General features: G+C 67.9%; 22 protein-coding genes. 5 read left to right on the top strand and 17 right to left on the bottom strand.

Going from position 1 to position 24,001, the window contains the following annotated elements:
• Nucleotides 1–30: 30 nt before the first annotated feature.
• Together glpD and bfr are read left to right on the top strand one after the other, a co-directional pair.
• Nucleotides 31–1,551, top strand: coding sequence for a glycerol-3-phosphate dehydrogenase (gene glpD, locus ACIGKL_RS19240; RefSeq protein ID WP_397488057.1), 1,521 nt, complete (start codon nucleotides 31–33; stop codon nucleotides 1,549–1,551).
• A 309-nt stretch (nucleotides 1,552–1,860) separates the two neighbouring features.
• Nucleotides 1,861–2,331: a bacterioferritin gene (bfr, locus tag ACIGKL_RS19235; RefSeq protein WP_397488056.1), complete on the top strand. Its 471-nt coding sequence runs from the start codon at nucleotides 1,861–1,863 to the stop codon at nucleotides 2,329–2,331.
• 115 nt (nucleotides 2,332–2,446) lie between these two features.
• On the opposite strand, the gene ACIGKL_RS19230 is transcribed toward bfr, so the two are convergent.
• Both ACIGKL_RS19230 and ACIGKL_RS19225 read right to left on the bottom strand, forming a co-directional pair.
• The gene (locus ACIGKL_RS19230) at nucleotides 2,447–5,518 is read right to left on the bottom strand and encodes an efflux RND transporter permease subunit (protein ID WP_397488055.1); all 3,072 of its coding nucleotides are present in this window, start codon (nucleotides 5,516–5,518) and stop codon (nucleotides 2,447–2,449) included.
• Nucleotides 5,519–5,524: 6 nt separating this feature from the next.
• A complete protein-coding gene (locus ACIGKL_RS19225; RefSeq protein ID WP_397488054.1) occupies nucleotides 5,525–6,628 on the bottom strand; it encodes an efflux RND transporter periplasmic adaptor subunit in 1,104 nt (367 codons plus the stop codon).
• A gap of 94 nt (nucleotides 6,629–6,722) precedes the next feature.
• Here ACIGKL_RS19225 and ACIGKL_RS19220 point away from each other — a divergent pair, with 94 nt between their 5' ends.
• On the top strand, nucleotides 6,723–7,358 hold the full coding sequence (locus ACIGKL_RS19220; protein WP_397488053.1) for a TetR/AcrR family transcriptional regulator: 636 nt from the start codon (nucleotides 6,723–6,725) through the stop codon (nucleotides 7,356–7,358).
• Between the two features lie 57 nt (nucleotides 7,359–7,415).
• On the opposite strand, the gene ACIGKL_RS19215 is transcribed toward ACIGKL_RS19220, so the two are convergent.
• Nucleotides 7,416–8,165, bottom strand: a complete 750-nt coding sequence (locus ACIGKL_RS19215; RefSeq protein WP_371921468.1) for a class I SAM-dependent methyltransferase — start codon at nucleotides 8,163–8,165, stop codon at nucleotides 7,416–7,418.
• Between the two features lie 139 nt (nucleotides 8,166–8,304).
• Here ACIGKL_RS19215 and ACIGKL_RS19210 point away from each other — a divergent pair, with 139 nt between their 5' ends.
• Nucleotides 8,305–9,072, top strand: a complete 768-nt coding sequence (locus ACIGKL_RS19210; protein WP_397488052.1) for a hypothetical protein — start codon at nucleotides 8,305–8,307, stop codon at nucleotides 9,070–9,072.
• 14 nt (nucleotides 9,073–9,086) lie between these two features.
• Here the strand turns inward: ACIGKL_RS19210 and ACIGKL_RS19205 are convergent, their stop codons facing one another.
• The 6 genes from ACIGKL_RS19205 to ppc form a co-directional block, all read right to left on the bottom strand.
• Entirely contained in the window at nucleotides 9,087–9,950 is an 864-nt protein-coding gene (locus tag ACIGKL_RS19205; RefSeq protein WP_397488309.1) for a DUF72 domain-containing protein, read from the bottom strand.
• Nucleotides 9,947–10,291 carry a hypothetical protein gene (locus tag ACIGKL_RS19200; protein WP_397488051.1) on the bottom strand — a complete coding sequence of 115 codons (345 nt, stop codon included), beginning with the start codon at nucleotides 10,289–10,291 and terminating at the stop codon, nucleotides 9,947–9,949. Before ACIGKL_RS19200 ends, ACIGKL_RS19205 begins: the two co-directional genes overlap by 4 nt.
• Before the next feature lie 113 nt (nucleotides 10,292–10,404).
• A complete protein-coding gene (gene tsaB, locus ACIGKL_RS19195) occupies nucleotides 10,405–11,088 on the bottom strand; it encodes a tRNA (adenosine(37)-N6)-threonylcarbamoyltransferase complex dimerization subunit type 1 TsaB (protein WP_397488050.1) in 684 nt (227 codons plus the stop codon).
• A gap of 108 nt (nucleotides 11,089–11,196) precedes the next feature.
• Nucleotides 11,197–11,982, bottom strand: coding sequence for a 5'-nucleotidase, lipoprotein e(P4) family (locus ACIGKL_RS19190; protein WP_397488049.1), 786 nt, complete (start codon nucleotides 11,980–11,982; stop codon nucleotides 11,197–11,199).
• A 191-nt stretch (nucleotides 11,983–12,173) separates the two neighbouring features.
• The gene (gene adk / locus ACIGKL_RS19185; RefSeq protein WP_397488048.1) at nucleotides 12,174–12,821 is read right to left on the bottom strand and encodes an adenylate kinase; all 648 of its coding nucleotides are present in this window, start codon (nucleotides 12,819–12,821) and stop codon (nucleotides 12,174–12,176) included.
• Nucleotides 12,822–13,044: 223 nt separating this feature from the next.
• Entirely contained in the window at nucleotides 13,045–15,681 is a 2,637-nt protein-coding gene (ppc, locus tag ACIGKL_RS19180) for a phosphoenolpyruvate carboxylase (protein WP_397488047.1), read from the bottom strand.
• 184 nt (nucleotides 15,682–15,865) lie between these two features.
• On the opposite strand from ppc, the gene ACIGKL_RS19175 reads away from it, so the two are divergent.
• Nucleotides 15,866–16,210, top strand: a complete 345-nt coding sequence (locus ACIGKL_RS19175; protein WP_021446420.1) for a hypothetical protein — start codon at nucleotides 15,866–15,868, stop codon at nucleotides 16,208–16,210.
• Nucleotides 16,211–16,266: 56 nt separating this feature from the next.
• Here ACIGKL_RS19175 and ACIGKL_RS19170 read toward each other — a convergent pair whose 3' ends face one another.
• The 8 genes from ACIGKL_RS19170 to prfB all read right to left on the bottom strand — a co-directional run bounded on the left by ACIGKL_RS19170 (nucleotide 16,267) and on the right by prfB (nucleotide 23,847).
• Entirely contained in the window at nucleotides 16,267–16,587 is a 321-nt protein-coding gene (locus ACIGKL_RS19170) for a hypothetical protein (protein WP_397488046.1), read from the bottom strand.
• A complete protein-coding gene (locus ACIGKL_RS19165) occupies nucleotides 16,584–17,474 on the bottom strand; it encodes an alpha/beta hydrolase (RefSeq protein ID WP_397488045.1) in 891 nt (296 codons plus the stop codon). The genes ACIGKL_RS19170 and ACIGKL_RS19165 overlap by 4 nt, the downstream gene beginning before the upstream one ends.
• Nucleotides 17,464–18,210, bottom strand: a complete 747-nt coding sequence (locus ACIGKL_RS19160; RefSeq protein ID WP_397488044.1) for a TIGR00266 family protein — start codon at nucleotides 18,208–18,210, stop codon at nucleotides 17,464–17,466. The genes ACIGKL_RS19165 and ACIGKL_RS19160 overlap by 11 nt, the downstream gene beginning before the upstream one ends.
• Before the next feature lie 92 nt (nucleotides 18,211–18,302).
• Nucleotides 18,303–19,592, bottom strand: a complete 1,290-nt coding sequence (locus ACIGKL_RS19155) for a flavohemoglobin expression-modulating QEGLA motif protein (RefSeq protein ID WP_021446416.1) — start codon at nucleotides 19,590–19,592, stop codon at nucleotides 18,303–18,305.
• 8 nt (nucleotides 19,593–19,600) lie between these two features.
• Complete coding sequence (locus ACIGKL_RS19150; protein WP_397488043.1) at nucleotides 19,601–20,152, bottom strand: hypothetical protein; 552 nt, start codon at nucleotides 20,150–20,152, stop codon at nucleotides 19,601–19,603.
• Between the two features lie 43 nt (nucleotides 20,153–20,195).
• Entirely contained in the window at nucleotides 20,196–20,909 is a 714-nt protein-coding gene (locus ACIGKL_RS19145; protein ID WP_397488042.1) for a TetR/AcrR family transcriptional regulator, read from the bottom strand.
• 213 nt (nucleotides 20,910–21,122) lie between these two features.
• Entirely contained in the window at nucleotides 21,123–22,640 is a 1,518-nt protein-coding gene (gene lysS, locus ACIGKL_RS19140; protein ID WP_397488041.1) for a lysine--tRNA ligase, read from the bottom strand.
• A gap of 111 nt (nucleotides 22,641–22,751) precedes the next feature.
• Nucleotides 22,752–23,847, bottom strand: a protein-coding gene (prfB, locus tag ACIGKL_RS19135; protein WP_397488040.1) for a peptide chain release factor 2 whose coding sequence is annotated in 2 segments (ribosomal slippage) — nucleotides 22,752–23,774 and nucleotides 23,776–23,847 — 1,095 coding nt in all. Because the reading frame shifts where the segments join, the coding sequence is not laid out codon by codon here.
• Between the last annotated feature and the right edge of the window lie 154 nt (nucleotides 23,848–24,001).

Below are 24,001 nucleotides of genomic sequence, written 5' to 3'. Positions count from 1 at the left end.
ACATTCGAATTCAATAGCGAGTGCCCTGCCATGCCCCACGATCACCTCGCCAGCCCTGTCGCGGAAGTCTACGACCTCGCCGTGGTCGGCGGCGGCATCAATGGCGTGGGCATCGCCGCGGATGCGGCCGGCCGCGGCCTGGCGGTGTTCCTTTGCGAACAGGACGACCTGGCCAGCCACACCTCCTCGGCCAGCAGCAAGCTGATCCACGGCGGCCTGCGCTACCTGGAGCACCACGAATTCCGCCTGGTGCGCGAGGCCCTGGCCGAACGCGAGGTGTTGCTGGCCAAGGCGCCGCATATCGTCAAACCCATGCGCTTCGTGCTGCCGCACCGGCCGCACCTGCGCCCGGCCTGGATGATCCGCGCCGGCCTGTTCCTCTACGATCACCTGGGCAAGCGCGAGCGCCTGCCTGGCTCGCGTGGCGTGCGCTTCGGCGCCGGCAGCCCGCTCAAGGCCGAGATCGGCCGCGGCTTCGAGTACTCCGACTGCTGGGTCGACGACGCCCGCCTGGTGGTGCTCAACGCCATGGCGGCGCGCGAGCACGGCGCGCATATCCACACCCGCACCCGCTGCATCAGCGCACGGCGCAGCAAGGGCCTGTGGCACATCCACCTGGAGCGCGCCGACGGCAGCCTGTTCTCCATCCGCAGCCGCGCCCTGGTCAACGCCGCCGGCCCCTGGGTCGCGCGCTTTATCGGCGAGGACCTCAAGCAGCAGTCGCCCTACGCCATCCGCCTGATCCAGGGCAGCCATATCGTGGTGCCGCGCCTGCACGACGGCGAGCAGGCCTACATCCTGCAAAACGAGGACCGCCGCATCGTCTTCGCCATTCCCTACCTGGAGCGCTTCACCCTGATCGGCACCACCGACCGCGAGTACCGCGGCGATCCGGCGCAGGTGAGTATCAGCGCCGAGGAAACCGACTACCTGCTCGCGGTGGTCAACGCCCACTTCAAGCAGCAGCTGAGTCGCGCCGACGTGCTGCACAGCTTCTCCGGCGTGCGCCCGCTGTGCGACGACGAATCGGACGAGCCTTCGGCCATCACCCGCGACTACACCCTGGCGCTGGCCGGCGCGCCGGGCGAGGCGCCGCTGCTGTCGGTGTTCGGCGGCAAGCTGACCACCTACCGCAAGCTGGCGGAAGCCGCGATGAACCAGCTGGCGCCGTTCTTCCCCAAGCTGGGCCCGAGCTGGACCGCCAGCGCGCCGCTGCCCGGCGGCGAGCAACTGGACAGCCAGAGCGCCCTGATCGAAGCGCTCTGCGCCCGCCATGACTGGCTGCCGACCAGCCTGGCCAGACGCTGGGCGGCCAGTTACGGCAGCCGCAGCTGGCGCCTGCTCGACGGCGTGCACAACCTCACCGACCTCGGCGAACACCTCGGCGCCGGGCTCTATGCCCGCGAGGTGGATTACCTGCGCCGCGAGGAATGGGCGCGCAGCAGCGCCGATATCCTCTGGCGGCGCAGCAAGCTCGGCCTGTTCATGACCCCGGCGCAGCAGGCCCGCCTGCAGCAGTACCTGCAACCCCATTCGGCCCACGCCGCCTGAGCTTCTGCGTGCCCCATGCCCCGCTCCGCGGGGCTTTTTTATGGTCTGCGCGAGCACCCCTACGGCCGCGCCAGCGCAGAGGGCCAAGGAGAAATAAATCGCCGGCAGACACGACGATCCGGCGCATCGCGGCTCTCGCCGCATTTTTTTATCGCGGCAATTCAAGCACTTGGCTGCATGATGCGGAACCAAAGCGTTCGTATTCAGTTTTATTTTTACTTATGTTTCAAGCACTTAGGTTTGACAGGCGGCGAATTGGGGCAGAAAATTTGACGTTACCAATCTCACCGCAACACGGCAGGAGCGATCATGAAAGGCGACAAGAAGGTCATCCAACACCTGAACAAGATCCTCGGCAACGAACTGGTGGCCATCAACCAGTACTTCCTGCACGCGCGCATGTATGAGGACTGGGGGCTGAAGAAGCTCGGCGAGCACGAGTATCACGAGTCGATCGACGAGATGAAGCACGCCGACAAGCTGATCAAGCGCATCCTGTTCCTCGAGGGCCTGCCCAACGTGCAGGATCTCGGCAAGCTGCTGATCGGCGAGAACACCAAGGAAATGCTCGAGTGCGACCTCAAGCTCGAACAGAAGGCCCACGCCGACCTCAAGGCCGGCATCGCCTACTGCGAGAGCATCGGCGACTACGCCAGCCGCGAACTGATGGAAGAAATCCTCTGCTCGGAAGAGGACCATATCGACTGGCTGGAAACCCAACTGGGCCTGATCGAGGCGGTCGGCCTGCAGAACTACCTGCAGTCGCAGATGGACGAATAAACCCTATTCGCCGGATAAAGAACGGGAGCCAGTGGCTCCCGTTTTTTATGGCGCTGCCCAGCAGCCCGGCTGAACACCACGCGCACCGCCTTGGGATTGGCGCGCACGGCGCACCCTACGCCTCGTGCTCCTTGACCCGGAACCAGGCGGCGTAGAGCGCCGGCAAAAACAGCAGGGTGAGCGCCGTGGCCACCACCAGGCCGCCCATGATGGCCACCGCCATCGGCCCGAAGAACACGCTGCGCGACAGCGGGATCATCGCCAGCACCGAGGCCAGCGCGGTCAGCACGATGGGCCGGAACCGCCGCACCGTGGCCTCGATGATGGCGTGCCAGCGGTCCAGGCCGGCGGCGATGTCCTGCTCGATCTGGTCGACCAGGATCACCGAGTTGCGCATGATCATGCCGGCCAGGGCGATGGTGCCGAGCATGGCGACGAAGCCGAACGGCTGGCGGAAGATCAGCAGGAACAGGGTCACCCCGATCAGCCCCAGCGGCGCGGTGAGAAACACCATGGCCGAGCGCGAGAAGCTTTTCAGCTGCAGCATCAGCAGGGTCAGCACCACCACGATGAACAGCGGCACCCCGGCGTTGACCGATTTCTGCCCGCGCGCCGAATCCTCCACCGTGCCGCCCACGTCCAGCAGGTAGCCGTCCGGCAGCTCGGCGCGGATCGGCTCCAGGGTCGGCAGGATCTGTGCCACCAGGCTGGCCGGCTGCTCCTTGCCGTAAACGTCGGCGCGCACGGTGACGTTGGGCAGGCGGTTGCGGTGCCAGATGATGCCTTCCTCGAAGCCGTACTCCAGGGTCGCCACCTGCGACAAGGCCACGCTGCGGCCGCTGTCGGTGGGCACCGCCAGGCTCGGCAGCAGGCTCAGCGACTGGCGCTCCTGCACGGTGCCGCGCAGGAGAATCTCGATCAGCTCGTTGCCTTCGCGGTACTGGCTGACGCTGGTGCCCGACAGTGCGCTCTGCAGAAAGCGCGACAGCTCGGCGGTGTTGACCCCCAAGGCGCGTGCGCGCTCCTGGTCGACGTTGAGGTAGATGACCTTGCTCGGCTCCTCCCAATCCAGGTGCACGTTGACCACATGGGGGTTCTCGCGCACCTTGGCCGCCACCTGGCGCGCCAGCGCACGCACCTCGTCGATATGCTCGCCGCTGACCCGGAACTGCACCGGGTAACCCACCGGCGGGCCGTTCTCCAGGCGACTGACGCGGCTGCGCAAGCCGGGGAATTCGTCGTTCATGGTCTGGATCAGCCAGCTGCGCAGGCGCTCGCGCTCCTCGATGCTGCCCGCCAGCACCACGAACTGGGCGAAGCTGGCCGCCGGCAGTTGCTGGTCCAGCGGCAGGTAGAAGCGCGGCGAACCGGTGCCGACGTAGGCCACGTAGTTGTCGATCCCTGGCTGCGCCTTGAGCAGCGCCTCCAGGCGCTTGACCTGGGCCTCGGTGGCGGCGAGCGAGGCGCCCTCCTCCAGCTTGATGTCGACCATCAGCTCCAGGCGCCCGGAGGCCGGGAAGAACTGCTGCGGCACGAAGCGAAACAGCAGCACGGCGGCGACGAACAGGCCGATGGTCAGCAGGATCACCGTCCGCCGCCGGCGCACGCACCACTCCACCGTGGCCCGCACGCGCCGGTAGAAGGGCGTCGCGTAGGGATCGTGGCCGGCGTCGCTGCCACCGTGCTTGGCCGCGTGCAGCTTGGCCAGGTCGGGCAGCAGCTTGTCGCCCAGGTAGGGCACGAACATCACCGCGGCGATCCACGAGGCGACCAGGGCGATCACCACCACCTGGAAGATCGAGCGGGTGTACTCGCCGGTGCCGGACTGCGCGGTGGCGATCGGCAGGAAGCCGGCAGCGGTGATCAGGGTGCCGGTGAGCATCGGGAAGGCGGTGCTGGTCCAGGCGTAGCTGGCCGCCTTGAAGCGGTCGTAGCCCTGCTCCATCTTGATCGCCATCATCTCCACCGCGATGATCGCGTCGTCCACCAGCAGGCCGAGGCCGAGCACCAGGGCGCCGAGGGAGATCTTGTGCAGGCCTATCCCTAAGTAGTACATGCTGGCGAAGGTCATCGCCAGCACCAGCGGGATCACCAGCGCCACCACCAGGCCGGTGCGCAGGCCGAGGGAGAAGAAGCTGACCAGCAGCACGATCACCAGCGCCTCGACCAGCACGCGGACGAACTCGCCGACCCCGGTCTTCACCGCCGCCGGCTGATCGGCCACCTTGCGCAGCTCCATGCCCAGCGGCAGGGTCTGCTGCAGGCGGGCGAACTCGCCCTCCAAGGCCTTGCCCAGCACCAGAATGTCGCCGCCGGCCTTCATCGATACCGCCAGGCCGATGGCGTCCTCGCCCATAAAGCGCATGCGCGGCGCGGGCGGATCGTTGAAGCCGCGCTTGACCTCGGCCACGTCGCCGATGCGGAAGGTGCGGTCGCCGACGCGGATGGGGAAGTCGCGGATTTCCTCCACCGACTCGAAACGCCCGGTCACGCGCAGCTGGATGCGGTCGCTGACGGTCTCGAAGAAGCCGGCGGCGGCCACCGCGTTCTGCGCCTCCAGCGCCTGCTGCACCGCGGCCAGGGGCAGGCCGAGGGTGGCCAGCTTGGTGTTGGACAGCTCGATCCAGATCTTCTCGTCCTGCAGGCCGACCAGCTCCACCTTGCCGACGTCCTTGACCCGCTGCAGCTGCAGCTGGACGCGGTCGGCGTAGTCCTTGAGCACCGCGTAGTCGAAGCCCTCGCCGGTCAGCGCGTAGATGTTGCCGAAGGTGGTGCCGAACTCGTCGTTGAAGAACGGCCCCTGGATGCCGGCCGGCAGGGTGTGGCGGATGTCGCCGACCTTCTTGCGCACCTGGTACCACAGCTCGGGGATTTCCGAGCTGCGCATGGAGTCGCGCGCCATGAAGGTCACCTGCGACTCGCCGGGGCGCGAGAAGCTGGTGATGCGGTCGTACTCGCCGGTCTCCATCAGCTTCTTCTCGATGCGTTCGGTGACCTGGCGCGACACCTCTTCGGCGCTGGCGCCCGGCCAGTTGGTGCGGATCACCATGGCCTTGAAGGTGAAGGGCGGGTCCTCGCTCTGCCCCAGCTTGGTGTAGGACAGCGCGCCGACCACGGCCAGCAACAGCATGATGTAGAGGACGATCTGGCGGTGGCGCAGCGCCCAGGCGGACAGGTTGAAGCTCATCCGGGCTTACTCCTTGGCGGCCAGTTCGACGTTGCGGTTGTCGCGATCGACCGGGCGCACCTGCTGGCCCTCGCGCAGCACCTGCACGCCGGCGGCCACCACCCAGTCGCTCGCCGCCAGGCCTTCGAGCACCGGCACGCGGTCGTCGCCGTAGGCGCCGACACGCACCAGGCGGCGCTGCACCTTGTGTTCCTTGGGCTCGACCACCCAGACGAAGGGCTGACCCTGCTCGGCGCTGAGCGCCGACAGCGGCACCGCCAGCGGCACTTCGCCGTTGCTGGCGATGAACACCCGCGCGCTCTGCCCCAGCTCGGCCGGCACCTTGCCCTCGGTGAAGGCGACGCGGGCGGCGAAGGTGCGCGACTGCGGATCGGCGGCCGGCGCCATCTCGCGGATGCGCCCGGGGAAACGCTGATCCGGCTGCGACCACAGCTCCACCTCGACCGCCTGGCCGATCCGGAAGCGCTCGAAGCCCTGCTCCGGCAGGCTGATCAGCACCTCGCGCTCGCCGTCGGCGGCCAGGGTGAACACGGTCTGCCCGGCGGCCACCACCTGCCCCACCTCCACCGCGCGACGGGCGATCACGCCGTCCTGGGAGGCGCGCAGCACGGCGTAGCCGGCCTGGTTGCGGGCCACGTCGTACTCGGCCTTGATCTGCTTGAGGCGCGCTTCGCCGGCGCGGTAGAGGTTCTCGGTGTTGTCGTACTGCGAGCGGCTGACCAGGTTGCGCGCCAGCAGGGCCTTGTAGCGATCGCGCTCGGCGCGCACGGTCTGCAGGTTGGCCTCGGCGGCGGCCACCTGGGCGCGGGTGGCCTCCAGTTGCAGGCGCACGTCCTGCGGATCGAGCTCGGCCAGCGGCTGGTCCTTCTTCACCCGCGCGCCGACGTCCACCAGGCGCTTGGCCACCTTGCCGCCGATGCGAAACGCCAGCTCCGGTTCGAAGCGCGCGCGCACCTCGCCGGGGTAGCTGTCGACCAGGGCGCCGGCCGGTTGCGGCTGCACCACCATGGCCGGACGAATGGGTTGCTCGACCTGCTCGCCGTTGCCGCAGGCGGACAGCAGCAGGGCGAGGGCAAGGGACGCTACAAGAGGCATGGCATGGCGGAACATGGCGAATGACCTGTGACGACGAAGGTTTGGAATATTTGTACTAGCGGGTATAGTAAAAATAGCAAACTCGCCAGTCCAGTATTAAAATCCGCCGATGCCTAACAAGTTGTTACCGCCCGCCGGTCCCGGTCGCCCCAAGGACCCCGCCAAACGCCAGGCCATTCTCGAAGCGGCCAAGACCCTGTTCCTGCGCCACGGCTACGATGGCAGCAGCATGGACGCCATCGCCGCGGAAGCCGGGGTGTCCAAGCTCACGGTGTACAGCCACTTCACCGACAAGGAGAGGCTGTTTTCCGCCGCGGTGAAGGCCAAGTGCGAGGAGCAGCTGCCCGAGCTGCTGTTCGAGCTGCCGGCGGGTGTGCCGATCGAGACGGTGTTGCTGAGCATCGGCCGCGGCTTCCATGCGCTGGTCAGCAGCCGCGAATCGGTGGAGCTGCACCGCATGATGGTCAGCCTGGCCAGCCAGGATCCCAAGTTGGCGCTGATGTTCTACCAGGCCGGGCCGCAGCGCGTGCTGCAGGAGATGGAGGCGCTGCTGCGCAAGGCCAACGCCAACGGCCTGCTGCAGATCGCCGACCCGCTGGGGGCGGCCGACCAGTTCTTCAGCCTGGTCAAGGGCGGCGCGCATTTTCGCCTGCTGATCGGTTGCTGCGCCCCGCTGGAAGGCGAGGCCGCCGAGCGGCATGTGCGCGAGGCGGTGGGACTGTTCCTGCGCGCCTATCGGCGCTGAAATCTGGATCGCAGGGCGCACCGCTGGCAACCGAATGCCTGGTGCGCACGGCGCACCCTACGCCCCTTCCAGTTTCTTCTTCGGGTAGATGTCGTAGCGGCTGGACTTGCCCTCCAGCACGTAGCCGGGCTTCGCCCCGTCGATGGCCGGCGCCTTGCGCGGGCGCTTGACCACCACCCGGTGGCTGGCCAGCGCCAGGGCCGCCTCCAGCAGCGCCGGGGCATCCAGGTCGTCGCCCACCAGCGGGCGGAACAGGCGCATTTCCTTCTTCACCAGCGCGCTCTTGTCGCGATGCGGGAACATCGGATCGAGGTAGATCACCTGCGGCGGCTCGCCCTGCCACTGGCGCATCAGCTCGATGGCATTGCCCGTCAGCAGGCGCATGCGCGCGGCAATCGGCGCCACCTCCAGGCTCAGCTCGGCACGCGCCAGGCCGTCCTCGAGCAGGGCGGCGATCAGCGGCTGACGCTCGATCAGGGTCATACTGCAGCCCAGGCTGGCCAGGACGAAGGCATCGCGCCCCAGCCCGGCGGTGGCGTCCAGCACCCGCGGACGGATGCCCGGCTGCACGCCGACCGCCTTGGCGATCATCTGCCCGCTGCCGCCGCCGAACTGACGGCGATGGGCCATGGCGCCCTCGACGAAGTCGACCCGCACCGGCCCCGGCGCCTTGTCGCCCAGCTCTGCCAGTTGCAGGCCGTCCGCGCCCAATTGCAGGGCGAACTCGGCGTCGCCGCCCAGCGCCAGGCCGAGACGCGCCGCCCAGCGGGCCGCGGCCTCGGCGTAGAAAGGTTGCAGGGCATCCATGCGGATGCTGGCGCTATGCCGCTCGTCGCTCATCGGGAAATCTGCTCAAAAAACGTTCAACTGATCGACCGCGCGGCCGACAACCTCATCGAGCGGCATTCTGCCAGACCCAGCCCCCTGCGCCGCAAAGAGTTTGCCCATGTTCGACGCCCTCTCCGCCCCGCGCCCCGCCGCCAGCCCGACACGCGCGCCCACCCGCGAGGACGAACTCGACGCCGGCGTGCGCGAATCGCTCGACTACCAGATCCTCCGTCGCACCCTCGGCATCGCTGAGCAGGACGCGCCGGGCGAGGCCGCGCGCGAAATCCGCGAGGCCGCCGCGCCACCGGCGGTCAGCGCGGCGGCGGCCACGGTCAGTCGGACGCTGGTCGAGCAACGCAGCCTGGAGCTGAACGTCACGGCCGGCGGCCAGCCGCAGCAGACCGACCCGCTGGTGCTCGATCTGGCCGGCGACGGCTTCGCCACCAGCGGCCTGCAGCGGCCGCAGCGTTTCGACCTGGACGGCGACGGCCGCCAGGACTGGATCAGCGTACCCACCGGCGACGACGCCCTGCTGGCCCTGGATCGCAATGGCAACGGCCGCATCGACGACGGCCGCGAGCTGTTCGGCGACCAGCACGGCGCCGCCAACGGTTTCGCCGAACTGGCCAGGTTCGACGACAACGGCGACGGCCGCATCGACGCCGCCGATGCGCTGTTCGCCGACCTGCGCCTGCTGCGCTTCGACGCCGCCGGCCGCCAGCACAGCCAGAGCCTGGCCGAGGCCGGGGTCGGCGCCATCGAGCTGAAGGCGCGCGACGTCAGCATCGCCCTCGGCGCCTACGACCGGATCGCCCAGCTCGGCCGATTCGAATTCGCCGACGGCCGCAGCGGCCAGGCCGCCGATCTGCTGCTGGCCCAACGCTGAATCCGGGCTACGCGCTAGAGCAATCCCAGCTGCTCCAGCTGCGGCTCGACCTGCAAGGTCGGCAGCTCCGCCAGGCCGGGCAGGCGCAGGCGCAGTTGCTCGTGGAAACGCCGTGCCAGCTGCGGCGCCAGGCGGTTGTCGGCGGTGTGCAGGAACACGTACGGGCGCCGCCCGTCCTCGATCCAGGCGGCGACCTTGTCCAGCCAGGGCGTCATGAAGGGGTCGTTGGCGAGCAGCTCGGGATGGCCGATAAAACGCAGCTGCGGGCTCTGGCTGAAGGCCGTCGGACGGGTCGGCAGGCGCGGCTTCTTGGCCTGGGCATGCAACACCGCCGGCGCCTGCGACGCGCAGCTGAACAGGGCGCGCGAGTCCAGGCAGATACGCTCGATGCCGCGCGCAAGCAACAGGCGATTCAAGGCGCGCTCGGCCTCGCCCTTGGCGAAGAACTGCGCATGGCGTACCTCGATGGCCAGCGGCCAAGCGCCCCACCACTCGACGAAGGCCGCCAGCTCGTCCAGCCGTGACGGACCGAAGCTGGCCGGCAACTGCAGCCAGTAGGGTGCGACGCGTTCGCCGAGCGGCGCCAGCAACCGACGAAAACGCTCGACCGCCTCCAGTTGCTGGCACAGGTCGTCGCCGTGGCTGATATCGCGCGGCAGCTTGGCGCAGAAACGAAAGTGCGCCGGCATCTGCTCGGCCCAGCGCGCCACGGTCTGCTCGCTGGGGCGGGCGTAGAAGGTGGTATTGCCCTCCACGGCGTTGAATACCTGGGCATAACGACTGAGGAAGTCGGCCGCTCGGGTGTCGCCGGGGTAGAGCGTGGACCGCCAGGCCGCCTCGCTCCAGGAGGGGCAGCCGAGGTAGTACGGCAACATCAGGCGTAGAGGTCGAGACCGAGCACTTGCTGCGCGTCCGCCTCGCTGGCGTAGCTGGCGGTGGCGCCGTAGCTGGCCAGCGCCTGGGCGGCGCGGTTGCTCAGCGCGGGTTGCGGGTAGCCGATATCCTGGGCGCGCGCCGGCAGGCTGTCGCCATTGCCGCTGCTGGCCTGCACCCGGCGGATCTGCGGGGTCTGTTCCAGGCCCTGGCTGCTGGCCGGGGCGGCCGGCCGCTCGCGTTGTACCTCGACTTCGCGCTGCGCCTCGCGATAGGGCGTGACCGCAGTCCCCGAACGGGGGCCGCGATCCGGCGAGGAGGAAGGTAGGGAACCGTCGATGCGCATCTACAACTGCTCGGTGAACTCGGCTGGAAAGTAGACAGTGCTGGCAATGTAGCGACGCCCGACGGGCTTGGCAAATACCGTCGAGCCGTCTGCCCCTGCCGGGCGACCGGGGGTCATGCCGGCGGCGCCTTGGGCGTGGCCACCTGATCGCGCAGGTAGACCGGCTGGGCCTGGTCGGCCGCCACGGCCTCGCCGCGCGCCCAGGCGAATTGCGCCAGGCTCAGCAGATCCTCGGCGTGGGGCAGCAGGCTACCGTCCATGGTCACGGGCTTGAGCGCGATGCGCGCGGCATAGCTACCCCAGCCGGTGCCGGCACCGAACCAGTCGCCGCTGGCGCCGCGCGGCGCCTCGGCCTGCTCCGGCGGCAGCACCGCCTCCTGACCGAGCAGACGCATCTCGCCGGCCTCGGCGCGGTAGCAGCCCCAGTACACCTCGTCCATGCGCGCATCGATGGCCGCCGCCACCTGGCGCGCGCCCTGCTCGCGCAGCGCGCGCTGGGCCAGCACGGCCAGGTTCGACACCGGCAGCACCGGCCGCTCCAGGGCGAAGGCCAGGCCCTGAACCACGCCGATGGCGATGCGCACCCCGGTGAAGGCGCCCGGGCCGCGGCCGAAGGCGATGGCGTCCAGCTGCGCGGCGGCGATGCCGGCCTCGCCCAGCAGTTGTTGGATCATCGGCAGCAGGCGCTGGGCGTGCAGGCGCGGCGCCACCTCGTAGTGGCTGAGCACGCGGCCATCGTGCAGCAGGGCGACGGAACAGGCTTCGGTGGCGGTATCCAGGGCCAGGATCGTGGTCATCGGGTTCGCATGGCTGAAGAAAAAAGAGCCGGCATTAGACCGGCTCGAGGCTTTTTTTTCCAGCGCCGCGATGGCCACAGGCGGCCTGTGCGCGACCGGCGGGCGCCCTTACCAGGGTTCGACCACCGGCTCGGCCTCCCAGGCCTGCAGCGGCGCCTTGGACCAGGTGCCGTAGGTGGCGTTGGGGAACACGATCCACTCGCTGCCCCACTTGCCCGCCTCGCTGGCCACGGTAGCGCGCTGCTGGTCCAGCGGCGTCTTGCGGAAACGCGCATCGAAATCGTGCAGGGTATCGCCGAGTAGCAGCACGATCTGATGATCGGCGCTGACAATGGCGCGCCGCTCGACCTTGGGCGGGCCGAGCAACAGCACGCTCTCCTCCGAGACCTGGGGCAGGCCGAGTTTGCTCAGGGTGGCCAGGGTGTGCTGTTTCTGCTCGTCGGCGCGGTCGGAGATATAGCGGATGGTCACGCCGAGCCGGTCGGCATGCTGCAGGAACTGCTTGGCGCCGGGGATCAGCGCGGGCATGCCGTCGCGCTCCCAGGGCAGCCAGGTGTCCCAGGCGTCGTACTGGTGACAGTTGGCCAGGTCGCGCGCCAGCAAGGCGCTGTTGTCGATCACGGTTTCGTCCAGGTCGGTGACGATCGCCAGCTTGGACGGGTCTTTCACCGCCGCCACCGCCGCGTCCAGCTTCTGCGTGGCGACATTGTAGGCCTGCAGCTGCAGCGCCTGGATCTCCGCCGACTGCTGCTGGAAGCGCAGGCCCATGGCGAACTCGGCGACAGCGCAGTCCGTCTTGGGCTTCGCGGAGGTATCGGCAAAAGCCGAGGGGGTGGCCAGCAGCGCTGCCGCCAGGCCCAGCCAGATAGCACTCTTTGCTGTTTTGTCGATCATTGAATGCGCTCTCTTCCTTAGAATGGGTTGAAGCCTGGACCACCTCAAGATGGTCTAGACCAGGAACCGATGCTAGGGTAGGAAAGCAAGGTTACTATTCTGTGAACGACCTGCAGCGGCCCCAGCGCGCCAACCGCAGAAACGACAACGGCCCGCAAAAGCGGGCCGTTGTCGTGGTTGCTGGCAGCTGTTTAGCTGAGGGCTGCAAACACCTTGGCGGTGATCTCCTCCACCGAACCGACGCCGGCAACGGCGCTGTACTTCGGTGTGCCGTCGGCGGCAGCGAGCTTCTGGTAGAAATCCACCAGCGGCTTGGTCTGCGCGTGGTAGACGGACAGGCGATGACGTACGGTTTCTTCGGTGTCGTCCTTGCGCTGGACCAGGTCTTCGCCGGTCACATCGTCCTTGCCTTCGGCCTTCGGCGGATTGTAGACGACGTGGTAGACACGGCCGCTGGCCTCGTGCACGCGGCGGCCGGCGATGCGCTGGACGATTTCCTCGTCGTCCACGGCGATCTCGACCACGTTGTCAATGGTCACACCGGCTTCCTTCATGGCCTCGGCCTGCGGGATGGTGCGCGGGAAGCCGTCGAACAGGAAGCCCTTGGCGCAATCGGGCTGGGCGATGCGCTCCTTGACCAGGTTGATGATCAGGTCGTCGGAGACCAGGCCGCCGGCGTCCATCACGCTCTTGGCCTGCAGGCCCAGCTCGGTGCCCGCCTTGACCGCAGCACGCAGCATGTCGCCGGTGGAGATTTGCGGAATACCGAACTTCTCGGTGATGTAGCGAGCCTGGGTACCTTTGCCGGCACCGGGCGCCCCCAGCAGAATCACGCGCATCGATGTGCTCCTCAAGATTGATGTAGAAATCGGTCGGACTCGGCTCAAAGGGCCAGTCTCTTGGATGTTGTGCGGCAGCTGTGGCGGCCAAAAGGTTGATCAAGATACACAGCGCCCCCCAGGCACACAAGCCGCCGAAAGTCGGATAAAAACCCTCCTGCCGACGGCTCGGACGCCGCTGCGCACGCGCCTTGCCCGGGTGCCCGCGCAGCCGCGCGGCGGCTCAACCGGTATTGCGCAAACCGGCGGCGATACCCGCCACGCTGACCAGCAGCGCCTGCTCCAGAGGGCTCTCCGGCGCCTGTTCACGCAGCCGGCAGCGCGCCAGCAGCTCGGCCTGCAACAGGTGCAGGGGATCGAGGTAGGTGTTGCGCACGCTGATCGATTCCAGGGTCTCGGCGCTGTGCGCGAGCAGCCGCGACTGCCCGGTCAACTCCAGCACCGCGGCGCAGGCCTGCGACAATAGGTCGCGTAACTGCGCACCCAGCGGACGCAGCGCCGGCTCGACCAGACGCTCGTCGTACAGCGCGGCGATGCTGGCGTCGGCCTTGGCCAGCACCATCTCGAGCATGTCGATGCGGGTGCGGAAGAACGGCCAGCGCTCGCGCATGCCTTTCAGCAGCTCGCCGTCGCCGCCGGCCAGGGCCTGGCCGAGGGCCTGCTCCCAGCCGAGCCAGGCCGGCAGCATCAGCCGCGTCTGGGTCCAGGCGAAGATCCACGGAATCGCCCGCAGGCTCTCCACCCCGCCCTCGCGGCGCTTGGCCGGGCGACTGCCCAGCGGCAGGCGCCCCAGCTCCTGCTCCGGGGTGGCCTGGCGGAAGTACTCGACGAACTGCGGGTGCTCGCGCACCACGCCGCGGTAGGCACTCACGCCGGCGGCGGCCAGGCGATCCATCATCGCCCGCCAGCTCGGCTCGGGGGCCGGCGGCGGCAGCAGGGTGGCCTCCAGCACGGCGGCCAGGTAGAGGTTGAGGTTCTGTTCGGCGATGTCCGGCAGGCCGAACTTGAAGCGGATCATTTCGCCCTGCTCGGTGGTACGGAAGCGTCCGGCCACCGAGCCCGGCGGCTGCGACAGGATCGCCGCGTGGGCCGGACCGCCGCCGCGGCCGACGGTGCCGCCGCGGCCGTGGAACAGCAACAACTCGACCTGATGCTCGCGGCACAGGCGCACCAGCTCTTCCTGGGCGCGGTACTGGGCCCAGGCGGCGGCGGTGGTGCCGGCGTCCTTGGCCGAGTCGGAGTAGCCGATCATCACCTCCTGCGGCCCGTGCAGGCGTGCGCGGTAGCCCGGCAGGCCGAGCAGGCGGTCGATCACCGGGCCGGCGTTGTCCAGGTCGGCCAGGGTTTCGAACAGTGGCACCACGCGCATCGGCCGGCGCAACCCGGCCTCCTTGAGCAGCAGTTGCACCGCCAGCACGTCGGAGGCGGCGCCGGCCATCGAGATCACGTAGGAGCCCAGCGAGGCGGCCGGCGCGGCGGCCACCTCGCGGCAGGTGGCGAGCACCTCGGCGGTGTCGGCCGAGGGCCGGTAGTCGCTCGGCAGCAGCGGCCGGCGGTTGTCCAGCTCGCGCTGCAAGAAGCTCAGGCGCGCCGCCTCGTCCCACTCGGCGTAGCGGCCCAGTCCCAGGTAGTCGGTGATCTCGCTGAGCGCCGCGGCATGCCGACTGGAGTCCTGGCGCACGTCCAGGCGCACCAGGAACAGGCCGAAGGTGGCCGCCCGGCGCAGGCAGTCGAGCAGCGGCCCGTCGGCGATCACGCCCATGCCGCAGGCGTGCAGCGACTGGTAGCAGAGCTGCAGCGGCGCCAGCAGGTCGTGGTTGTCCTGCAGCACCGCGGCGCTCGGTGCCACATCCGCGGCGAGCGCCTGCTGCGCCCAGCTGCGGGTCTCGCGCAGGCGTTCGCGCAGTTGCTTGAGCAGCGCCCGGTAGGGCTCGGCACTGTCGCCGACCTGAGCGCGCAGCTCGGCGCTGGCCTGCTGCATGGACAGCTCGGCGGCCAACTGGTCGACGTCGCGCAGGTACAGGTCGGCGGCCATCCAGCGCGCCAGCAGCAGCACCTCGCGGGTGACCCGCGCAGTGACGTTGGGGTTGCCGTCGCGGTCGCCGCCCATCCAGGAGGCGAAGCGGATCGGCGCCGCCTCCAGCGGCAGGCGCAGGCCGGTGGCGGCCTGCAGGCTGCGGTCGGCGCGGCGCAGAAACTGTGGCACGGCCTGCCACAGCGAATGCTCGATCACCGCGAAGCCCCACTTGGCCTCGTCCACCGGGGTCGGTCGGCTGCGGCGGATCTCCTCGGTGTGCCAGGCCTCGGCGATCAGCCGTTGCAGGCGCTGGACGCTGCGCTCGCGCTCGTCCGCCAGCAGGTCGCCGTGATCCAGCGCCGCCAGCTGCGCGGCGATGGCGTCGTACTTCTGAATCAGGGTACGCCGCGCCACCTCGGTGGGATGGGCGGTGAGCACCAGCTCGATCTCCAGGCGGCCGAGCTGACGGGCCAGTTCGTCGGGCTTCTGCCCGGCGGCGAGCAGGCGCGCCAGCAGCTCGTCGAGCACGCGCAGCTCGAACGGCTCGGGCTCGTCGCCGCGGCGGCGACGCACGCGGTGCTGCTGCTCGGCGATATTGGCCAGGTTGAGGAACTGGTTGAAGGCCCGCGCCACCGGCAGCAGCTCGTCGTCGGCAAGATCGCCGAGGGTGCTGGCCAGCTGTTCGGCGCCGGCCGCCGAGCCGCGCCGGCCGGCCTTGGCGCCCTTGCGGATGCGCTCGATCTTGTCGAGAAACTCGGTGCCCAGCTGGGTGCTGATGGTTTGTCCGAGCAACTCGCCGAGCAAGTGCACCTCTTCACGCAGGCGCGCATCGATTTCCGCCATATCGCCCTCTCCTTCCAAGCCGCGGCTTGCGCCACACAGGCCTCAAGAGTGCCCAGCGCGCCAACTTCTTACAAGGGCGCGACGCACGGCGCGGCAGCCGCGCGTAGCGGGTCTAGGCTTGAGATAGGCGCTTGCGGCGTCCGCCTACCGCGCACCGTCAGCGCCACCCATCAGGAGTGACGCCATGAAAATTCGAGAGTTGGTCAACCATTGGGAACAGAACGCCCGGGGCCGCCTGACCCCGAGTCAATACCACATCCACCTGGATATCGAAGCCGCCGCGCGCCTGGCGGCCCTGACCGAGATGTATCCCAAGCATCACGCCGAGGAACTGCTCGGCGAGCTGATCGGCGCGGCGCTGGAAGAGCTGGAGGCCAGCCTGCCCTATGTGCAAGGCAGCCAGGTGGTGGCGCAGGACGAACAGGGCGACCCGCTGTACGAGGACATCGGCCCCACCCCGCGCTTTCTCGCCCTGTCGCGCAAGTACCTGCGCGAGCTGAGCGCCCAGGCCAAGGGCGCGGCGCACTGAGCGAGCAATAGTCGGCGGCGTGTCGCTCACGCGCGGTACGCCGCCGGCGACGCGCCTTACTGCAGCGCCGGGCTGTCCTGGCCCATGCAGCGCACCGCCTGCTTCTTGTTGTCCACCAGCACGCCGGTGAGGCCCTTCTGCTGGGTGTCGAACAGCACCAGCACGCCGTCGATGCACTGCGCCACCTGGCTGGCCGGCTTCAGCGAGACCTTGTAGTCCTCGCCGGGCACGGTCTTGAGCATGGTGAAGTCCGACAGCAGCAGGGCGTCCTCGGGCTTGGCCATGTGCAGGTAGCCGTAGTACCAGAGCACGCCGATGGTGCCGACTATGCTGGCGATGCCGGTAAGGATCAGGGGAATGGGGTCACGTTCGGTCATTGCGGACTCTCGATTGCGGATTCGGTGGCCGGCGGGCGTTCGACGAAGGCCTGCGGCGCGCTGACGAACTCCAGCAGTAGCTGGCGCCAGGCCGGCTCGGCGAAGGTTTGCACATGTTGCCCGCGGGTCGCCTGGAAGGCGCGCGGCGGGCGCGCAGCTTGATACAACAGGCGGCCATTGGCAAATGGCACCACCTCGTCGTCGGCGCTGTGCAGGATCAGCAGCGGCAGGCCTGCGAGGGCGGCGATGCCATGGATGGCGCTGTCGCCGTCGGGGATCAGCCAGGACAGCGGCACCTGCAGCGGCCAGGTCAGCCAGGAGCGACTCAAGGTATGGCGGGCGACGCCGCGGTAGCTGGCCGGCACGCCGTCGAGCGCCAGGGCGTGCAGCGCCGCGCGGCGCTGCGGGCGTTCGCTCAGGTAGTGCACGGCCAGCGCGCCGCCCAGGCTCTGGCCGAGCAGGATCAGCGGCTTGCCCTGCACCTCGGGCGCCTGCTCCAGCCAGGCGAAGGCGGCGTCGATGTCCTGGTACACCGCCGGCAGGCTGGGCTTGCCCTCGGACAGGCCATAGCCGCGGTAATCGAGCATCAGCACCTGGTAGCCCTGCGCCGGCAGCCAGTAAGCACCGCCCAGGTGCCAGGCCAGGTTGCCGCCGTTGCCGTGCAGGTGCAGCAGCGTACCCTTGACCGCCACTCCGGGCTTGGCCGGCAACCACCAGGCATGCAGGCGCGTGCCGTCGGCGGCGCTCAGGTGGACGTCGCGGTACTCCAGCTCGGCCCGCGCCGGGGTGAACGGCAGCCCCGGTTCGGGATAGAACAGCAGGCCGCTGCAGCCGCTCAGCAGGCCGCCGAGCAGCCCGGCCAGCAGCAGGCGCAGTTTACTTGCCACCGCCGCGCACCTCTTCGCGGGCCTGGAAGGTGGCGGCGTAGACGCGCTCGGCCAGGCGCGAGAACGGCAGGCTCTGGATCCACACGGTGCCGCTGCCCTTGAGCGTGGCCAGGAGGATGCCCTCGCCACCGAACAGCATGCTCTTCAGCCCGCCGGCCAGGGCGATGTCGTAGTCGATGCCGTCGCTGAAGGCCACCAGGCAGCCGGTATCCAGGCGCAGGGTCTCGTCGTTCAGCTGCTTGCGGATCACCGTGCCGCCGGCGTGCACGAAAGCCAGGCCGTCGCCTTCGAGCTGCTGCAGGATGAAGCCCTCGCCGCCGAAGAAACCGGCGCCGATGCGCTTGTTGAAGCGGATGCCGATGCGCGTGCCGTGGGCGGCGCAGAGAAAGGCGTCCTTCTGGCAGATCAGCCGGCCACCGACCTGGGCCAAGTCGATGGGCACCACGGTGCCCGGATAGGGCGCGGCGAAGGCGACCCGCGCCTGGTTTTTTCCACTATTGCTGAAGTGGGTCATGAACAGCGACTCGCCGGTGAGCAGGCGCTTGCCGGCGCCCCACAGCTTGCCCAGCAGGCCGCTGGCCGAGCCGTCGCCCATGCGCGTCTCGAAGCGCACGCCCTCGGTCATGTAGTTCATCGCCCCGGCTTCGGCGATCACCGTCTCGCCGGGGTCGAGGACGATCTCCAGCGACTGCGCCGAGCTGCCGAGGATTTCGTAGTCGAGTTGATGGCTGGGCATGGGGGAACCTTCGGTTAGCGGCAAGCTTCAAGCCACAAGCTGCAAGTTAATCGGACAAACCGCTTGCAGCTTGTAGCTTGTCACTTGCGGCTCTACAGGATGTTGGCGTAGTCGGCTTCGATGCGGTCCAGGCTCAGGTGGTTGAGGAAGTTGGAGAAGCACATCCAGGCCGACAGCGCGTTCATGTCCTGGAACTGCGGCGGCAGGTACTTGGGCGGCCGCACCAGGCCCTCGTCCACCAGTTTGCGCAGGGTGCGCATGTCTTCCAGGGTGGTCTTGCCGCAGAACAGCAGTGGAATCTGCTCCAGCTTGCCCTTGCGCACCGCCAGCTGGATGTAGTTGTAGATCAGGATGAAACCCTTGAGGTAGGACAGGTCCTTGGTGAACGGCAGGCCGGTCGGCAAGGAGCCGCGGAACACCCGGCTGGCGTTGCTGTAGCCGCCCTCCAGACCGTAGCCCTGCTCGCGGAAGAACTCGAACACCTCGAGGAAATCGGCGCCCTCCTCGGCCATGTGGATGGCGCGGGTGCGGTTGGTCAGCTTGCGCAGGCGCGTGGGGTAGGAGGCGAAGGCGATCACCTCCATCAGGATCGCCAGGCCCTCCTGGGTCACCGTCGACGAGGGCGGGCCCTTGGCCAGGAAGGTGCAGATCGGCTGGGCCAGGCCGTTGAGCGTGGTGCCGACGTGCACCAGGCCTTCGTGCACCTCCAGCGCCTTGACGTCGCGCTCGTTGAAGCGCGCATCGCTGCGGATCTTGATGTAGTCGGCGCCGGCCGCGGCATCGGCGAGGATGCCGTCGGACTCGAAGACGCGGATGGTGTCGTCGCCGAACACCCCGGCCAGACGCTGCTGCAGGATGCTCACCGCATCGGTGGCGCCGAGCAGCTTGGGCTCGTCCTCGAGGTCGCCGCGGGCGGCGATGTTGTTGAGGTAGTCCGAGAGCATCAGGCCAAGGTCGGCCAGGGTCGGGTCGCCGGCATGGAAGGCATCGGAGGCGGCGCCGTAGAGCTCCTGGCTGATCAGACCGAAGTCCTCGGTGCCACGCGCCTCGAGCATGCGGATAACCATGCGGTATTCCTTGCACATGCGCCGCATGATCTGCCCGACCGGGTTGAACTGGCCGAGCTGGCGGGTGATGTCGCGCTCGATGTTCTGGAATTCCAGCTTCTTCGCCGCGGCGTCGAAGGCCAGCGGGCGGCCCAGGTAGTAGTCGCGATCCACCGCCGGCAGGGCCTTGCCCTTGGCCTTGAGGAAGGCGTCGCGGACGCCGTCGTCCCACTTCACCGCATCGAGCACGCGGATCGGCGTCTGCGCCTCGACGATGCGGTCGCTCAGGGCGCGGATGCCCAGTTGGTAATCGTCCAGTTTCTGCTGGCTGTTCATCGCAATTCCTAGTCGGCGGCCCGCTGATAGCGCGCCACCTCGACGAACAGGTCGGCGTTGGCCGGGTCGTCGAGGTAGGCGAACACCTGGTCCAGCGGGCTGGTGATCAGCGCGCCGTCGCCTTCGGGCATGTTTACCGTCTCGCCTTGCAGCAGGCCCTTGCTCATGTCCTGGAGGATGCGCTCGGTATCCAGGTTGTACACCACCAGCTCGTTGCTCTTGGTCAGCTCGAAACCGGCGATGGCGAAGTTGGCGCCGAGGCTCTTCGGCAGGCCGGCGGACAGGTACCAGCGACGGCCGTGGTGGGCGACGGTGAAGCCGAATTCCTCGAGGCTGTCGAGGTTGTCCGGGCTGCCCTCGTAGATGCGCGCCTTGTACAGGTTGGAGCCGGCCCGGCTGACTTCCAGATAGAGCTGCTCGCCCCACTCGTCCTGACGGGTCCACTCGCCCAGCAGCGGCATGGGCGCCGCCTCGTTGGCCGGAATCGGGTCCTTGAAGGTGACCAGGCAGCCACTCAACAGCAGGAAGGACAAGGCGACCACTGCGCGCCAGGCTTTCATTTCGCTCTCCTTGTGAAGACCGTTCGACCCCGTGGCCGACGGTTTACAACCCCAGAACCAGGTTCATATAGCGTTTAAGGATGGCCAGCATTCCCTCGCTGTCCAGATGCTCGACGCCGTCCAGCAGGCCCTGATACTCCATCCGCACGATGGTGGCCGTCAACAGCACGGCATCCTGCTCCGGCTGGCGCGAACCGAGCACCTCGAAGAAGTGGGTGACGCCCTGCTGGAGGATCTGCCGGTGGGCACGCACCAGGTCGCGCAGACGCGGATTGAGCAGCGCCTCCTGCTGGAACGCCTGTTCGGCGATCAGGTGGTCGCGGCGTTCGCGCAACTGGCGCTGCACGTACTGCACCGCCAGCGCGGCGATCTCGTCGGCCAGCTGCCGGCGCGCCGCCTCGCTGCCGTCCAGGCGCCCCACCAGATTCGCCAGCAGGCCCTGGGTACTGTCCCAGAAGGCCGCCATCTGCGCCGCGCTGCGTTCGACGAACAGGGCGAAGGTGTCGGTGATGAGGTCGTCGATGTCCTTGAAATAGTAGGTGGTGGCCGACAGCGGCACCTGCGCCTCGGCCGCCACCGCGCGATGGCGCACGGCGCGCACGCCGTCGCGCACGATGATGCGCATGGCGGCGTCGAGGATCGCCTGGCGGCGCTGCTCGCTGCCCTGACGGCTGGCCTTGCGGCCCTGGTACTGGACGCTTTCGGCGACGGCATTGGCCGCCTGGGTGGCACTCGGAGGGGCAGGCGCACGGCTCACGGCAGTCTTACCTCTGGATTCTGGTTATTGATAAGCAGATTAATGGGTTCACCGAATAACCAAAAGGCTCCGTTGCCGCCCAGGATCGGGCAATCAAGAAGGCCAGATCCCGGTAGGGTGCGCCGCGCGCACCAGTCCCATCTCGGTGCGCACAGCGCAACCTACGGCCGCAGCCAACAAAAAGCCGCCCGAAGGCGGCTCGTTGCACAGGATTCAGGCCTGCGGGCGCATGTGCGGGAAGAGGATCACGTCGCGGATCGACGGCGAGTTGGTCAGCAGCATCACCAGGCGGTCGATGCCGATGCCTTCGCCGGCGGTCGGCGGCATGCCGTACTCCAGGGCGCGGACGAAGTCGGCGTCGTAGTGCATGGCCTCGTCGTCGCCGGCGTCCTTGTCGGCCACCTGCTGCATAAAGCGCGCGGCCTGGTCTTCGGCGTCGTTGAGCTCGGAGTAGGCGTTGGCGATCTCGCGGCCGCCGATAAACAGCTCGAAGCGGTCGGTGACGCTCGGATCGTCGTCGCTGCGACGGGCCAGCGGCGAAACCTCGAACGGATAGCGGGTGATGAAGTGCGGCTGCTCCAGCTTGTGCTCGACCAGCTCCTCGAAAATCATCACCTGCAGCTTGCCCAGGCCTTCGAAGCCGAGCACCTTGGCGCCGGCCTGCTTGGCGATTTCACGGGCGCGATCGATGTCGTTGAGATCTGCCGCCGTAATTTCCGGGTTGTACTTAAGGATCGAGTCGAACACCGACAGGCGCACGAAGGGCTCGCCGAAGTGGAACAGCTTGTCGCCGTAGGGCACGTCGGTGCTGCCGAGCACGGCCAGGGCCAACTCGCGGAACAGCTCCTCGGTCAGGTCCATGTTGTCTTCGTAGTCGGCGTAGGCCTGGTAGAACTCGAGCATGGTGAACTCGGGGTTGTGCCGGGTGGAGACGCCTTCGTTACGGAAGTTGCGGTTGATCTCGAAGACTTTCTCAAACCCACCCACAACCAGGCGCTTGAGGTACAGCTCCGGGGCGATGCGCAGGAACATCTGCATGTCCAGGGCATTGTGGTGGGTCTCGAAGGGCTTGGCCGCGGCGCCGCCGGGGATGGTCTGCAGCATCGGGGTTTCCACTTCGAGGAAACCGCGCTCGCTGAGGAAGCGGCGGATATGACCGATCACCTGCGAGCGCACGCGGAAGGTGTCGCGCACCTCCTCGTTGACGATCAGGTCGACGTAGCGCTGGCGGTAACGCTGCTCGGTGTCGGTGAGGCCGTGGTGCTTGTCCGGCAGCGGGCGCAGCGACTTGGTCAGCAGGCGCACGTTCTGCATGTCGACGTACAGGTCGCCCTTGCCGGAACGGGCCAGGGTGCCCTCGGCGGCGATGATGTCGCCCAGGTCGAAGTGCTTGACCGCTTCCAGCTGCTCGGCCGGCAGGGTCTTGCGGTTGACGTAGACCTGCAGGCGCCCGGAGGTGTCCTGGATGACCATGAAGGCACCGCGGTTGAGCATGATGCGCCCGGCGACCTTGACCGGGATCGCGGCGGCTTCCAGCTCTTCCTTGGTCTTCTCGGCGAACTCTTTCTGCAGCTCGGCGCACAGGCGGTCGCGGCGGAAATCGTTGGGGAAGGCATTGCCCTGTTCACGGACGGCGGCCAGCTTTTCCTTGCGCTGGGCAATCAGCTTGTTTTCTTCGTGCTGCCGTTCTTCGTGGGTGAGGCCTTGCGGGTCGAGTTGTTGGTCGCTCATGGTCGTTATCTGCCTGACGCGTAAATGCAAATGAGGTTTGGTAGAAGCCGGCTGGCTGGCGATCATGCTCCCTAGAGCATCGCCAGCCAGCTGGCTCCTACAGGGTAAGGGTTACAGGCCCTGCTTGAGGCTGGCCTCGAGGTACTGGTCGAGGTCGCCATCGAGGACCTTCTGGCAGTCGCTACGCTCGACGCCGGTACGCAGATCCTTGATCCGCGAGTCGTCGAGCACGTAGGAGCGGATCTGGTGCCCCCAGCCGATATCCGACTTGCTGTCTTCCAGGGCCTGCGAGGCGGCGGTGCGCTTCATCATCTCCAGCTCGTACAACTTGGCCCGCAACATCTTCATCGCGGTGTCCTTGTTGGCGTGCTGGGAACGTTCGTTCTGGCAGGCCACCACGGTATTGGTCGGCACGTGGGTGATACGCACCGCCGAGTCGGTGGTGTTGACGTGCTGACCGCCGGCGCCGGAGGAGCGGTAGGTGTCGATGCGCAGGTCGGCCGGGTTGATCTCGATCTCGACCTTGTCGTCGATCTCGGGCGACACGAACACCGCCGAGAACGAGGTGTGGCGACGGGCGCCGGAGTCGAACGGGCTCTTGCGCACCAGGCGGTGCACGCCGATCTCGGTGCGCAGCCAGCCGAAGGCGTACTCGCCCTTGATATGCACGGTGGCGCCCTTGATGCCGGCGACTTCGCCCTCGGACAGCTCGATGATGGTGGCGTCGAAGCCACGCTTGTCGGCCCAGCGCAGGTACATGCGCAGCAGGATGTTGGCCCAGTCCTGGGCCTCGGTGCCGCCGGAGCCGGCCTGGATGTCCAGGTAGCAGTTGTTCGGGTCCATCTCGCCGCTGAACATGCGGCGGAACTCCAGCTTCTCGAGGATTTCGCGCAGGCGCTCGACTTCGGCGACGATATCGTTCACCGCGCCTTCGTCGTTTTCTTCGGCGGCCATTTCCAGCAGATCCTTGGAATCGGCCAGGCTGCCGGTGAGGTCGTCGATGGTTTCGACGATCTGCGCCAGCATGGCGCGCTCACGGCCCAGGTTCTGCGCGTACTCGGGGTTGTTCCAGACGCTGGCGTCTTCCAGCTCGCGGTTTACTTCGACCAGACGATCATGCTTGTGATCGTAGTCAAAGATACCCCCGAATGCTCTGGGTCCGCTCGGACAGGTCCTTGATGGCGTTGAGGATCGGATTGATTTCCATGGTAGTCGGCGCTCGCGGCAAATCGGACGGAAAAGCCGGCGATTATACCCGAGCGCAGGCGCCCTGGCAGCCCGTCATCGGCAACCGATCACAGCGTTCTGGATCAACGGCGCACTATACTGGAACACCAGCCGAACGCAGTGGCCGCCCCCGG

The sequence above is a fragment of the Pseudomonas sp. NPDC077186 genome (assembly GCF_044543505.1).
Lineage (GTDB): Bacteria > Pseudomonadota > Gammaproteobacteria > Pseudomonadales > Pseudomonadaceae > Aquipseudomonas.
Note: the sequence above shows the minus strand (reverse complement) of the source record. Positions and strands in the feature narration are given on the sequence as shown.

Bases quoted from the DNA above. Each gene is read 5' to 3' on its own strand.
- glpD (WP_397488057.1), top strand. From the start codon at position 31: ATGCCCCACGATCACCTCGCCAGCCCTGTCGCGGAAGTCTACGACCTC.
- bfr (WP_397488056.1), top strand. From the start codon at position 1,861: ATGAAAGGCGACAAGAAGGTCATCCAACACCTGAACAAGATCCTCGGC.
- ACIGKL_RS19230 (WP_397488055.1), bottom strand. From the start codon at position 5,518: ATGAGCTTCAACCTGTCCGCCTGGGCGCTGCGCCACCGCCAGATCGTC.
- ACIGKL_RS19225 (WP_397488054.1), bottom strand. From the start codon at position 6,628: ATGTTCCGCCATGCCATGCCTCTTGTAGCGTCCCTTGCCCTCGCCCTG.
- ACIGKL_RS19220 (WP_397488053.1), top strand. From the start codon at position 6,723: ATGCCTAACAAGTTGTTACCGCCCGCCGGTCCCGGTCGCCCCAAGGAC.
- ACIGKL_RS19215 (WP_371921468.1), bottom strand. From the start codon at position 8,165: ATGGATGCCCTGCAACCTTTCTACGCCGAGGCCGCGGCCCGCTGGGCG.
- ACIGKL_RS19210 (WP_397488052.1), top strand. From the start codon at position 8,305: ATGTTCGACGCCCTCTCCGCCCCGCGCCCCGCCGCCAGCCCGACACGC.
- ACIGKL_RS19200 (WP_397488051.1), bottom strand. From the start codon at position 10,291: ATGCGCATCGACGGTTCCCTACCTTCCTCCTCGCCGGATCGCGGCCCC.
- tsaB (WP_397488050.1), bottom strand. From the start codon at position 11,088: ATGACCACGATCCTGGCCCTGGATACCGCCACCGAAGCCTGTTCCGTC.
- ACIGKL_RS19190 (WP_397488049.1), bottom strand. From the start codon at position 11,982: ATGATCGACAAAACAGCAAAGAGTGCTATCTGGCTGGGCCTGGCGGCA.
- adk (WP_397488048.1), bottom strand. From the start codon at position 12,821: ATGCGCGTGATTCTGCTGGGGGCGCCCGGTGCCGGCAAAGGTACCCAG.
- ppc (WP_397488047.1), bottom strand. From the start codon at position 15,681: ATGGCGGAAATCGATGCGCGCCTGCGTGAAGAGGTGCACTTGCTCGGC.
- ACIGKL_RS19175 (WP_021446420.1), top strand. From the start codon at position 15,866: ATGAAAATTCGAGAGTTGGTCAACCATTGGGAACAGAACGCCCGGGGC.
- ACIGKL_RS19170 (WP_397488046.1), bottom strand. From the start codon at position 16,587: ATGACCGAACGTGACCCCATTCCCCTGATCCTTACCGGCATCGCCAGC.
- ACIGKL_RS19160 (WP_397488044.1), bottom strand. From the start codon at position 18,210: ATGCCCAGCCATCAACTCGACTACGAAATCCTCGGCAGCTCGGCGCAG.
- ACIGKL_RS19155 (WP_021446416.1), bottom strand. From the start codon at position 19,592: ATGAACAGCCAGCAGAAACTGGACGATTACCAACTGGGCATCCGCGCC.
- ACIGKL_RS19150 (WP_397488043.1), bottom strand. From the start codon at position 20,152: ATGAAAGCCTGGCGCGCAGTGGTCGCCTTGTCCTTCCTGCTGTTGAGT.
- lysS (WP_397488041.1), bottom strand. From the start codon at position 22,640: ATGAGCGACCAACAACTCGACCCGCAAGGCCTCACCCACGAAGAACGG.